Genomic DNA, 12,385 nt, shown 5'->3' with positions numbered 1-12,385 from the left:
GGAGTGTTTATATATGAAAGCTATAGAAATACAAAACCTAACTAAAAGATATAAAGATTTTTTAGCAGTAGATAATATTTCACTATCTATTGAAGAAGGAGAAATATATGGGCTTTTAGGTCCCAATGGGGCAGGAAAAAGTACAACTATAAATATAATATGTGGGATTTTAAATTCATCTTACGGAGAAATTAAAATTTTAGGAGAAACGTTAAGTATTAAAGATAAATCTGCAAGAAAATATTTAGGTTTAGTGCCACAACAAGTAGCTCTTTACAATGAATATAGTGCTTATGAAAATGTAAAATTTTTTGGTAGTCTTTATGGATTAAAAGGGAATGAACTAGAGGAATGTGTAAAAAAAGCTTTAGAGTTTACAGGTCTTTTAGATATGAAAGACAAAAGGGCATCAGATTTTTCTGGAGGTATGTTAAGAAGGTTAAATATAGCCTGTGGAATTGTTCATAATCCTAAGATAGTTATTATGGATGAACCTACTGTAGGAATAGATCCACAATCAAGAAATCATATATTACAATCAGTTAAAAAGTTAAATGAAAAAGGAACCACAGTAATATATACCACTCACTATATGGAAGAGGTAGAAGAGATATGTAGCAAGATAGCCATTATGGATAATGGGAAGGTTATTGTTGAAGGAAGTAAGGAAGAATTGAAAAGTATAGTTTCAGATAAAAAAAGTTTAATTCTTAGAATTGATAATTTTGAAACCATAAATGAAAAAGAAATTAAAAATATAAAAGGTGTTACTGACGTAATTATAGATGAAAATGAAATAACTATAAATACTGAAAAGGAAATAAATAATTTAGATAAAATAATAAACTATTTTATAACAAATAAAATTGAAATAAGGGATATTGGTTATGAAGATATAAATCTAGAAACAGTGTTTTTAAGTTTAACTGGAAGACGTTTAAGAGAGTAGGTGATTTATATGTTTAAAATTATAAAAAGGATTTTTTTAGGACATATTAGATACCCGAAAAATTTATTATTTAATATGCTATTCCCAATATTTTTAATGACACTAATAGGATTTGTTTTAATAAATCAATTTGACACTAGCAATCAAATAGAAAATTTTACTGTTTATTATAATAATGATAATGGTAGCAAAGAAAGTAATCAACTTTTAGATGAAATAATAAAGAATAATAAAACTGAAATAATTTATTTTGAAAAAACAGATAGTATAGATAAAGGGAAAGATATAGTTAGGAAATCAAGAGGAAGCTTTATTTATTTAGATGGAAATACCATAAAAATATATTCAAATGAAAAAAATAAAATAGAATCAGGAATTGTAAGTGGATTATTTAAGATAGTTAGCAATAGATTTAATGCAATAACAGAAGTTTATAAAATAAATGATGAAAATGCTATAAATATTATAAATGACAAATTAGAAGAGGATTATATAAATGTTGAAAAGATAGAAAAAACACAAAGTCCTACATCCTTTGATTATTATGGAATAGCAGAATTGACGTTAATGAGCATGTATATATTATTCTTCTCATTATATGGTATACAAAGGGATGATAGATTATCTGTTAAAGATAGAATACTTTTAACAAAATTTTCAATAGAAAAGTATTATCTTGCAAATATTATAGGAAATTTTATGCTTTCAATAATAATAACATTACCAGGATATTTATTTTCAATATTTGTGTTAAAAACTAATTGGGGAAATAATTTAATAATATCATTTTTAATATTACTTTCTTTAAATTTAATGGTAGTTACAATGGGAACTTTTTTAGGTGTAATATTTAAAGACAATGGTAATGCTTCTGCATTTATAGACCGTGTAATATTTCCTGTAATGAGCTTTTTAGGCGGAAGCTATCTGGCCTTCCCAGATAAATTACCAACGGTAATGCAAATAGCTACCAATATATCACCATTAAGATGGATAAATAGAGGTTTTTTCAGAATGATATATCTGCATGATAATTCTATAATAACAATATCAGTTGCTTTAAATTTAGGTATAACAATAATAGCATTAGTTTTATTAACTGTTTTTGTTAAAAAGGAGAGTGTGGAGTAATGAAAAAAGTTTGGGCTCTATTTAAAAATAACTTAAGGATTTTAATTTTAAAAAATAAAGGGACTTTTATTATAACTACAATAGCTCCGATTATTATTTTATTAATCATATCAAAATATATTAGTACAGGGTCTGGTTATATGAATGCAGTAGTTAAAGACGAAGATAATACGAAAAGTTCTTTGACTATACTATCTACTATAAAAAATAATGAAGGGTTAAATGTTGAAGAAGATAGTGATATTAATATAGAGAATTCATTTGCACAAGGGGACATAGATATTGCTATAACTATACCTAAAGGCTTTGAAAATAAATTATTAAGTGGAGAAAAACCATATATAGATATTAAAGAAAATGAAATGGGAAATTTGAACAAAGGTATTAAGACTTCATTAAACTTAGAGATTAAAAATCTTAAAGACTTAGCAATAGCTAGTGATAAAAATTATGATGGTTATATTAAAGCTTTAGAAAATTACAGTAATGGAACTATCAAGATAGAGAAGCTTAATTTAAATGATTTAAAAGGTAATTATGTAAAAACACAAGTATTTTTGGGATTTTTAATAATGTTCATGTTTTTTAGAGCAATGTCTGGAGCGGAATTGATAAATTCAGATAAGCAAAAAAATATGTACACAAGGATATTTGTAGCAGATATTAAAAGTTCACAATATTATTTAGCGAATATATTATCTAGTTTTTTTAGTATATTAATACAGGTTATATTATCATTAATAGGATTAAAATACATTATGAAATTAGAAATAGGCATGTACTATTATCAGTTAGGAATAATATTATTATTAGTAACATTAATAGCTGTGTCACTGGGAACATTCTGCATATCAATAACAGAAACTAGACAGGAAGCAAGTATGCTTTCTAATATAGTAATTATAACTTTTCTAATGATAGGTGGATGCTTTGTTCCTGTAAGTTTATTCCCTAATTTTATAAATAAAATATCCTATTTTACACCTACAAGATGGGCAATGGATTCAATATTAGATTTACAGCAAGGTGTGCCTTTTAATGATATAATAATAAACTTATTTATAATGATATTATTTGCTTTAGCATTTTTTACAATGTCAGCATATAAAACATCAAAAACTGAAAAAATATATAAAGATTATAATTAGGTACTCACTTATAAACTTAATTTAGTAATTTCATTAATATAAAACCTATAGATATTTAAATATCTATAGGTTTTTACAATAATTGTAGAAAAAGGTATTATTATGTTTACAATAAATTAAGAGGGGATGTTATGCCCTCTTAATTTATTGTAAAAAAATAATTATTTTACGGTAAATAAAAGTAAAAAGTGGAATTGGGAGAGGGGATTATTATGAAGAAAAAATCAATAATTGCATTAATGCCACTTTTAGTTTTTATAGTTATATACTTTGGAGTAGCTATAATACTAAAAGATTTTTATGCTATTTCGGTAGTTGTACCATTTTTAATAGCTTCAATAGTTGCATTAATACAAAACAGAGAACGAACCTTTGATGATAAGGTAATTAGTTTTTGCAAAGGTGGAGGCAATCCAGACATAATAATGATGTGTTTAATATTTATATTAGCAGGAGCTTTTGGGGAAACAGCAAAATCAATGGGTGCTGTAGAATCTACTGTTAACTTAGGTATAAATTTTTTACCATCATTTTTATTAGTTCCAGGAATTTTCTTAATGGCAGGATTCATATCTACTTCAATAGGTACTTCAATGGGAACTATAGCAGCTTTTGTGCCAATAGCATTAGGAATAAGTGAGAAAACTGGAATATCACTTGGATTAATTGTTGGTGCAGTTGTAGGAGCATCTATATTAGGCGATAATTTATCTATGATATCAGATACTACAATAGCTGCAGCTAAGACTCAAAATGCAGATTTAAAGGACAAGTTCAAGGAGAATTTTAAAATAACCCTTCCATCAGCAATTGTAACTATGGCTATATTAGTTATACTTACTCTTGGTAAAACTGCAAATATAGGTGGGGTATATGAATATCAAATTATTAAGGTAATTCCATATATATTTGTATTAGCATCAGCACTTATGGGTGTAAATGTAATAACTGTATTAACTGGTGGAGTTGTAATGTCAGCAGTAATAGGATTTATAACTAAAGATATGACTTTGAAATTGTTAGTTGATTCTATAGCAACTGGAGCTTTAAATATGGGAGAACTTATAATAGTGTCTATACTTATTGGTGGTATAGTTGAAATCATAAAAGATAATGGTGGAATTGAATTTATAATTTCTTTTATAGCATCTAAGATAAAGTCAAAAAGAGGCGCAGAACTAGGTATTGCTATTTTAGTAAGTATAGTAAATTTATTTACAGCCAACAATACTATATCTATAGTTACTGTTGGACCTATGGCAAAAGAAATATCAGAAACATATGATTTAGATTCTAGCAGGGTGGCAACGCTTTTAGATGTATTTTCTTGTGTTATACAAAGTTTAATACCTTATGGAGCACAATTATTGTCAGCAGCGGCATTATCAGCACTATCACCATTTGCTATATTAAAATATACATATTATCCTGTGGTAATGGGTGTATTTACTATAATCTTTATTTTGGGAGTAAAAGGTAGTAAAAAGGATAATAAAGTATTGACCGAAGAAAAGGCAGTATAGGCCTAAAGAAAAAAAGGATGTCTAAAGTTTAGACATCCTTTTTTAATATACCTTAATCTGCAAATAATTGTGATTCATAAGCAATATTTCCGTTAGGAGAAAATACAACACCTATACCCATTCTATTAAAACTTCCATTTAATATGTTTGCTCTATGACCTGCAGAGTTCATCCAATTGTTTACAAGATATTCAGCAGTAACTGATGCTTTATCATAGCCTGTACTAGTTTGAATGTTTTCACCAGCAGTACCGTAGCTAACTCCAAATTTATTTAATAAATCGAAGGGGCCTCCGGTATAAGGTGAAGTATGATCAAAATATCCGTATTGAAGCATTTCTTCTGCTTTATATCTAGCAGCACTTCTCATAGTTTCGTCCATTGATAATGGAGATAATCCTGCTTTTTGACGCTCTACATTACAAAGTTCTAAAACTCTATTTTCAACAGCTGTTAAGTATTCAACTGAATAGTTTTTAGGTATGCTAGGCAATCCACTAGGATTACTATTTGATGCGCTTTCATAGTTAGAATTATCTTCTGATGGTGTTTCTTCTGGAGTAGGTGTAGGTTCCGGTGTTGGAACGGATTCTTCTTTATTTCCTGATTCATTATTTGTAGGTGGTTTAACATCAGGTTTACTATTATCAGCTGGTGTTGTAGTAGTTCCAGTTGAATTGCTATTTGAAGAATTGTTATTTAAAGCAGTAGAATTGTTAGTATCTACTTTAGTAGGTTCAGTAGTATCTTTTGAGTTGTTACTACTAGTACCTTGTATTTCAGGTGTTTTCTTTTCTGTATCTTTAGAAATAGTTTCTTTAATAGCGGTTTTCGTATCGTTTATTACATCATTATCTGTATGGGCATATTTAATTCCTAGTCCCGTGCATAATGATGCCGATAATAAAATACTTATTATTTTAAATTTCATGTTGTTCACTCCCCCTGTGACTAATAGGACAATATGATATTTATTTTTGGATTTTATTCACATTATGTTGTGAGTCCTATTTAATGAGTAAAGTATAGAATAAAAAGGAAAGCCTGTACACAGGGAACTATTTCACGTAAACGTATGAAAAGGCAATGATGGATAACTTTACAAATAAGCAGAAAAAACAGAAATTTGAATAATCATAGTAAACTAGTTGGGATTACTAAGTTTACAGCAAATGTGTTAAAAAAGGTAAAACATGAATAATATAGAAACATAACCAATAAACTTAGATGATGAAAATTTACTTTTAGTTACATATTTGATTTAAAAAAGGATTTAAAAAGGGGTAAGGCGAATTGATACAAAGTGGAAATTTAATTAAGAGTTTGTGTTGAAATTAGACTTTAACATAGTTGTTGGGATTGGCTTTGAAATTTTAGGTAGAATTATAAAATTAGAGGGGAGAAATAGTTAATAGTTAACAGTTAACAGTTAACAGTTAAGAGTTTAGGATGAAAGTGGCAACCACTTTCTTTTGAATTGTTGGGGACTGGCTTTGATTTATTAGCTAAGAAGTGCAAAACTAGAAGAGCATCTAATTTTAAGCGAAGTAAATAAATTTACCGTGCCTGTCCCATTTGTGATGGAGCTAAGACCATAATTTATTGCTTACTTAGATTTTGTTAGCAGAACTAGGTTTAAAAATACTGGGGGAGTTATTATGGAGAAGATATGTAATAAAAATAGTAATATAAAACCAATGGCAACAATGATTTTGATTTTAATTATTGATATTGTAGGTGGTAGAATTGATGAGTATAATAGCAATAGATTATTAATTTATATATATTGCATAGTGTTAGCTATTCTTATGACAATTGGAGTTATTGAATTAATTGAAAGTATAACTAAATATATTAATGAGGAAATTAAGACCATTAAAAGCAAAGTTTATTTAACTATTAATATATTATCTTTAATTTTAGTTCTATGGGGTGGTGCTTTAGTAATAATGGATAAAGCTAGTTTTTTATAAGATTTTCAAAATAACATTAAAAAAATGAAAAAAATTTAAAAAAAATGTTGACACAAAAAAAGGTTTGTACTATAATAAATCTTGTCGCCGGGGTGTGGCGCAGATGGGAGCGCGCGTGGTTTGGGACCATGAGGTCGCAGGTTCAATCCCTGTCACCCCGACCAAGAGAGTTGCATAGGCAACTCTCTTTTTATTTATAAAATAAATAATAAATGAATAATTAACCTTAACAGGAAGTGATCACAATTTTGGTCACTTTTTGTTAAGGTTTTTTTTATTTATAGGGTTCCAAATTAAATTTTAAACTTATTCATTTATCAAATGAGAAAACTCAAATTAATATTTTATAAATAACTAACAGCTTATTTTAGTTAAAAGTTAAGAGTGAATAGTTATGGTTATCACTACTAACTTCGTTCCTAGTAATTCTTAATTAACTATATTTGTACTTACTTTTTATCAACTGGTAACAAAGATTTGATGAATAATCTTAAATATGAGCTTGTTTTTCTATATAATTAAACATATATATAGGTGTTATATACATCTAGGTATAAAAGGGCAGTAAATGTAAAAACTAAATAGTGATTAACTAAAAAGTAATTTATGTTATATTTAAAGATAAATAACAAATAAAAGGGGCTGAGAACTGTTATGAATAGGAATTATAGTGAATATTTTAAGGATTTAATGTTAGCTTATAAAAATGGTGTTTTTGAGACAAAAATAAACGAACTATTAGAAAATGAAAATGAAGATAAAGAAAAATTATGTAGACAATTATCAAGTTTATGTGGTGTTGATTTAGGATATAGTGAGGACTTTGCAGAAAAATTAAAGGAAGGAATAAAAAAATATACAGGTAAAGAAAAGATAGTAATTAAGATAAACAGTACCTGTGAAAGCTGTGCGCAGGGGGAAGGTGCTTGTGAAGCTTCTTGTCCATTTGATGCAATTTTGATGAATGAAGAAAACACAGGAAGATATATTGATGTAGAGCGTTGTACTGATTGTGGTAAGTGTGTTGATGCTTGTAAAAGTGGTAATATAGTTGATAAAGTTCAGTTTTTACCATTATTTGAACTTATAAATAGTGATAAACCTGTTATAGCAGCAGTTGCACCAGCTATAGCAAATCAATTTAATGGTGCTAATTTAAATAAAATGAGAACTGCTTTTAAAAATATAGGATTTACAGACATGGTAGAAGTAGCATTTTTTGCAGATATGTTAACTTTAAAAGAAGCAGTAGAGTTTGATGCAATGGTAAAAAATGAAGATGACTTTATGATAACATCTTGTTGTTGTCCTATGTGGGTAGCAATGATTAAAAAAGTATATGGAGATTTGATAAAACATGTTTCTCCATCAGTGTCTCCAATGATAGCAGCAGGAAGAGTAATGAAAAAATTGAATCCAGATGTTAAAGTAGTTTTTGTAGGGCCATGTATAGCAAAAAAATCTGAAGCAAAAGAACCAGATTTATTGGGAGATATCGATTTTGTGTTAACATTCCAAGAAGTACAAGAAATTTTTGATGCTTTAGATGTGGACCCATCTAAACTTTCTGAAACTCCAACAATAGAATATGCTTCAAGAGGTGGAAGACTTTACGCAAGAACCGGTGGTGTATCTATTGCTATAAAAGAGGCAGTAGAGCTATTATTCCCTAACAAATATGAAAATCTTACAGAAGTACAGGGTAATGGGGTTAAGGAATGTAAAGCTCTATTAAACAAGGTAATCAGTGGAGAAATACAGGGTAATTTTATAGAAGGTATGGGTTGCGTTGGAGGATGTGTAGGTGGACCAAAAGCCATTTTGAAAATGGAAGAAGGAACAAAAATGGTAAACGAATGTGCTGAAAATGCAGAGTTTAAAGTAGCAACTCAAAGTGAAAAAATGCAAGAGATATTAAAGGATTTAGATATAAAGGTTCTAAAAGACTTTTTAAATCATGATAAAACCAATATATTTCATAGAAGTTTTAATAAATAACCATATTGCCCTTTAAAGTGTAAAGAGTAAAGAGAGTCTTAAGGATAAAAACTATTTTAAGACTCTCTTCTTTTCTGATATACTGAATATATGTTTATTAATAAATTAATCATTAATAGATAAAAATAATTTATAAACTAAAGAGGTGAGCGTTATGTTAACTAATATAAAAGCGGCAATATTTGATATGGATGGAACTATTGTAGATTCTATGTGGGTATGGGATAAAATTGATATAGATTACTTAGGAGACCATAAATTAGAAAAACCAGAAAACTTAAAAGATGATATAGCACATTTAAGTTATAATGAAGTAGCTATATACTTTAAAGATAAATTTGAACTTCCTTATACAGTAGAAGAAATAAAAAAGCACTGGAATGATATGGCTTATACAGAGTATGAAACAAACGTAAAGCTTAAGTGTGGAGTAGAGGAATTTTTTAAGATATTAAAGGAAAATAACATAAAGATAGCATTGGCAACTAGTAATAGTACAAGCCTTCTAGAAGCTTGCTTAAAAGCCAATGGTATTTATGAATATTTTGATGTTATAACTACAACAAATGAGGTTAGTAGAGGAAAAGACTTTCCTGACGTATATCTTTTAACTGCAGAAAGATTAGGAGTAAAACCTGAGGAATGTTTAGTATTTGAAGATATACTTCCAGCAGTAAAAGGTGCAAAAGCTGCTAATATGAAAGTTGTAGGTGTTCATGATGAACATTCTTTAAAAGATCATGAAGAAATGAAAAAGCTAGTTGATATATTTATAGCTGAATATAATGAGCTTATAGAAAAAATAAAATAGCAAAAGCATAAACCTTAATAAGTATACATATAATAAATTACATATTATAGTAATATTTATTAGGGGGCAGGAATATTGAGATTTATTTTATTGTTAGCTTTAATTTCATTTGGGGGACTAATAATTTATTCATATAATCTTACGTTAAAGCTAAATAAAGAAAGTACTAGATTAAGGGTTTTAGCTAAAATAAATAACGAACTTAAAGGTAAACTAAAGGCGTTTGAAAAGGAAAGTGGTAGTGTTGAAGTATCATATATTCCTATAAGCTCATATCATGGAAAAACTATAAACAAAACAGAGCTATACATTGCTCCAATTATAAATATGCCTAAATTAAGAGATTTAGAAAAAGACACTAATTTAGAAATATTAGATTGCTGTGAAGTTTATAACATAATATGGTATGAAGTAAAAGTTATAATCCCAGGAGAAAATAAGAATACTAAAGGGTTCATAAAAGAAAAAGATATAAAAACCTTACAAGTAGTTGAAAATAATATATATTCATATAAAGCATAATCAAATAAATTAATAAATATTTATATCCGTAAATTAAAACAGAGCAAAATTGCTCTGTTTTTTCTGTGGAAAAAATAAAAGTTATACACAAATAAAATATAAAAACACAAACTTATCAACAATTTATTGAAATTTTAATTTAGATTGTTGATAAGTTTATTTGTAATTTTAAAATATTGGTTTAGGGTAAGTGAAAATTTAAAGCGCTATTTAGAAAAATGGAAAAGAAACTCTAATGAATTTATTATTTAATTTTCAAGACTAAACGGCTGAATCGACGTCCTGTCTAGGCAGTCGCTGCCCCCGTCCTTGGGGTCAGGTCATGAAAATAAAATATAACTTCATAAGACTTTTTTAAAAGTTTTACTAAAACTAAAATAGTGGTACTGGTTCTTTGCTTATTTTATTGTGGAAATAGAGCAATTGTGGAATCTACAGTTTAAGCGAAGAAAATAGCCGTAAGTGAACCTGTCCCTCTTGTGATGGAGCTAATACTGTAAGGACTTGATTGTTTAGGTATTTTGCTAAAACTAAGGTGTTGGGACCGACTTCGAGCAGTATTGTAGAAAAACAAAAATCAATAAAAGCATCAAAACTAAAGTATATTAAATTAGCCCCAAACGCGTCTGTCCCTCTTGTTAAGGAGGTAGAACTTTGATGAATTGCTTGTTTAGGTACTTTGCTAAAGTTAATGTAGTAGGTACTGGTTCTTTACTTGTCTTGTTACGGGAATACGATTTTAAATAGTTAAAAATTAATGAGGAAACTGGATTAGTCCAGTTTCTTTCAACTTAAGGGAGTAAAAATTGAGGTTTAGAGACAAAACAAACTAAAATTATATTCAAAATGTACAGCCGTAACAAATGGGACAGGCACGACTAATATAGTTCTATAAAATAGATAGTAGCTCTTTAATTTTAATTGCCATAAATAAAAAAAGTTAGCCAGTCCCAGGTAGCTACTATGTAGCGTAGTTGTTCGGGACTGGCTTTGAATTTTTAGATATAAGTATAAAGTTAGAAGAGTATCAAGTGTTAACAAAGAAAATAAACTTACCGTGCCTGTCCCATTTGTGATGGAGGTATAACGTGGTATAGTTGCTTATTTAGTTGATGTAGAAAGTTTTGAAAAATTGACAAAGGACAAAGGACAATTGACAATTAAAAAAATTAAGGATTAAGAATTATTAATTAAGAACTTAGGATGAAAGTGGTAACAACTTTCTGAAACTGATTTAAAAAAGTACGTTTAGTATTACTAGGAGCAAAGCGAATAGTAATAACCATAACTATTAATTATTAACTTTTAACTAACAAACTCCCTTTTGTGATAGATATATAAATTAGAGAAAATTATACTCGTCTAATTCAAGTTTTGTAAAATAATAAGATACAATGACTAATGAAACTATCCAAAGTATTATTAAAACAATATTTTTAATTCCAAATGTTTTACTTAAGAAACTTTTAAGTGCATATAAAAGTACTAAAGCTCCAACTCCACCACCAATTCCTCCAAATAAACTACCACGTAATTGGTTGCAAACAAGATATTTTCCACAAGATTTACATTGAATCCTATTAAAAGATGTTAAAAACAATACTTTTTTAAAGGGTATTTTATTTTTACAATTTGGACATTGTACCATAATAACCTCCTAATATGAATACTTTATATAATTATATTATCATTTTCAGTTCAATAATATAAAATTAATGTTTTAACATAAATAAATTAGTAGTAACTACTTGTAAAATTATATGAAAGAAACTAATGTTTATTATATAGACTAAAAAATATAAAAAAATGGGGGTACGTTATGAACAATTATTTAGAAACTAAAATACCTAATTTTAAAATAAGGTTTGCAACAGAAAAGGATAATAAGTTAATTCTTGATTTTATAAAAGAATTAGCAAATTATGAAAAATTACTACATGAAGTAGTTGCAACAGAAGAGATTTTATATGAATCTTTATTCGTAAGAAAACAGGCTGAAGTTATTATCGGGGAATATAATAATGAGCCAGTTGGATTTGCGCTATTTTTCCACAATTTTTCTACTTTCTTAGGTAGAGCTAATTTATATCTAGAAGATTTATACATAAGACCAGAAATGAGGGGCTTAGGATTAGGAAAATGCCTACTTTCAGCATTAGGTAGAATTGCTGTAGAACGTAACTGTGGAAGATTAGATTGGTGGTGTCTTGATTGGAATGAATCATCAATAAAATTCTATAAGAAAATGGGTGCAATACCAATGGATGAATGGACAGTATATAGAGTACAAGGGGAAGCTCTTAAAAATTTATCTGAAGAACTTAACTAAT

The 12,385-nt window shown here is 28.0% G+C and carries 11 protein-coding genes and 1 tRNA gene; 10 read left to right on the top strand and 2 right to left on the bottom strand.

From position 1 onward, the window contains the following. Positions 1 to 13 precede the first annotated feature (13 nt). From KQI36_RS07720 to KQI36_RS07705, 4 genes are all read left to right on the top strand, one after another. Positions 14 to 949 (top strand): ABC transporter ATP-binding protein, encoded by a 936-nt coding sequence (locus tag KQI36_RS07720; RefSeq protein WP_216450429.1) that lies wholly within the window; start codon positions 14 to 16, stop codon positions 947 to 949. 9 nt (positions 950 to 958) lie between these two features. Next, a complete protein-coding gene (locus tag KQI36_RS07715) occupies positions 959 to 2,080 on the top strand; it encodes an ABC transporter permease (protein WP_216450428.1) in 1,122 nt (373 codons plus the stop codon). After that, positions 2,080 to 3,228, top strand: coding sequence for an ABC transporter permease (locus KQI36_RS07710; protein ID WP_216450427.1), 1,149 nt, complete (start codon positions 2,080 to 2,082; stop codon positions 3,226 to 3,228). Before KQI36_RS07715 ends, KQI36_RS07710 begins: the two co-directional genes overlap by 1 nt. Before the next feature lie 212 nt (positions 3,229 to 3,440). After that, positions 3,441 to 4,751: a Na+/H+ antiporter NhaC family protein gene (locus KQI36_RS07705; protein ID WP_216450426.1), complete on the top strand. Its 1,311-nt coding sequence runs from the start codon at positions 3,441 to 3,443 to the stop codon at positions 4,749 to 4,751. Between the two features lie 52 nt (positions 4,752 to 4,803). Here KQI36_RS07705 and KQI36_RS07700 read toward each other — a convergent pair whose 3' ends face one another. Then, the gene (locus KQI36_RS07700) at positions 4,804 to 5,682 is read right to left on the bottom strand and encodes a CAP domain-containing protein (protein WP_216450425.1); all 879 of its coding nucleotides are present in this window, start codon (positions 5,680 to 5,682) and stop codon (positions 4,804 to 4,806) included. A gap of 727 nt (positions 5,683 to 6,409) precedes the next feature. Between KQI36_RS07700 and KQI36_RS07695 the strand changes: the two genes are divergently transcribed. From KQI36_RS07695 to KQI36_RS07675, 5 genes are all read left to right on the top strand, one after another. Then, positions 6,410 to 6,724 carry a hypothetical protein gene (locus tag KQI36_RS07695; RefSeq protein WP_216450424.1) on the top strand — a complete coding sequence of 105 codons (315 nt, stop codon included), beginning with the start codon at positions 6,410 to 6,412 and terminating at the stop codon, positions 6,722 to 6,724. Between the two features lie 88 nt (positions 6,725 to 6,812). Further along, a tRNA-Pro gene (locus KQI36_RS07690) sits at positions 6,813 to 6,888 on the top strand. Positions 6,889 to 7,378: 490 nt separating this feature from the next. After that, the gene (locus tag KQI36_RS07685; protein WP_216450423.1) at positions 7,379 to 8,722 is read left to right on the top strand and encodes a [Fe-Fe] hydrogenase large subunit C-terminal domain-containing protein; all 1,344 of its coding nucleotides are present in this window, start codon (positions 7,379 to 7,381) and stop codon (positions 8,720 to 8,722) included. Positions 8,723 to 8,876: 154 nt separating this feature from the next. Beyond that, positions 8,877 to 9,533 (top strand): HAD family hydrolase, encoded by a 657-nt coding sequence (locus KQI36_RS07680; protein WP_216450422.1) that lies wholly within the window; start codon positions 8,877 to 8,879, stop codon positions 9,531 to 9,533. Between the two features lie 75 nt (positions 9,534 to 9,608). Next, entirely contained in the window at positions 9,609 to 10,055 is a 447-nt protein-coding gene (locus tag KQI36_RS07675) for a hypothetical protein (protein WP_216450421.1), read from the top strand. Positions 10,056 to 11,397: 1,342 nt separating this feature from the next. On the opposite strand, the gene KQI36_RS07670 is transcribed toward KQI36_RS07675, so the two are convergent. Further along, positions 11,398 to 11,703: a hypothetical protein gene (locus KQI36_RS07670; protein ID WP_010297796.1), complete on the bottom strand. Its 306-nt coding sequence runs from the start codon at positions 11,701 to 11,703 to the stop codon at positions 11,398 to 11,400. A 171-nt stretch (positions 11,704 to 11,874) separates the two neighbouring features. On the opposite strand from KQI36_RS07670, the gene KQI36_RS07665 reads away from it, so the two are divergent. Then, complete coding sequence (locus KQI36_RS07665; protein ID WP_216450420.1) at positions 11,875 to 12,384, top strand: GNAT family N-acetyltransferase; 510 nt, start codon at positions 11,875 to 11,877, stop codon at positions 12,382 to 12,384. Position 12,385 lies beyond the last annotated feature (1 nt).

The sequence above is a fragment of the Clostridium senegalense genome (genome assembly GCF_018916625.1).
GTDB classification, from domain to species: domain Bacteria; phylum Bacillota; class Clostridia; order Clostridiales; family Clostridiaceae; genus Clostridium_J; species Clostridium_J senegalense.
Note: the sequence above shows the minus strand (reverse complement) of the source record. Positions and strands in the feature narration are given on the sequence as shown.

Excerpts from the sequence above, each read along its gene's own strand:
- KQI36_RS07720 (WP_216450429.1), top strand. The coding sequence starts at position 14 with ATGAAAGCTATAGAAATACAAAACCTAACTAAAAGATATAAAGATTTT.
- KQI36_RS07715 (WP_216450428.1), top strand. The coding sequence starts at position 959 with ATGTTTAAAATTATAAAAAGGATTTTTTTAGGACATATTAGATACCCG.
- KQI36_RS07710 (WP_216450427.1), top strand. The coding sequence starts at position 2,080 with ATGAAAAAAGTTTGGGCTCTATTTAAAAATAACTTAAGGATTTTAATT.
- KQI36_RS07705 (WP_216450426.1), top strand. The coding sequence starts at position 3,441 with ATGAAGAAAAAATCAATAATTGCATTAATGCCACTTTTAGTTTTTATA.
- KQI36_RS07700 (WP_216450425.1), bottom strand. The coding sequence starts at position 5,682 with ATGAAATTTAAAATAATAAGTATTTTATTATCGGCATCATTATGCACG.
- KQI36_RS07695 (WP_216450424.1), top strand. The coding sequence starts at position 6,410 with ATGGAGAAGATATGTAATAAAAATAGTAATATAAAACCAATGGCAACA.
- KQI36_RS07685 (WP_216450423.1), top strand. The coding sequence starts at position 7,379 with ATGAATAGGAATTATAGTGAATATTTTAAGGATTTAATGTTAGCTTAT.
- KQI36_RS07680 (WP_216450422.1), top strand. The coding sequence starts at position 8,877 with ATGTTAACTAATATAAAAGCGGCAATATTTGATATGGATGGAACTATT.
- KQI36_RS07670 (WP_010297796.1), bottom strand. The coding sequence starts at position 11,703 with ATGGTACAATGTCCAAATTGTAAAAATAAAATACCCTTTAAAAAAGTA.
- KQI36_RS07665 (WP_216450420.1), top strand. The coding sequence starts at position 11,875 with ATGAACAATTATTTAGAAACTAAAATACCTAATTTTAAAATAAGGTTT.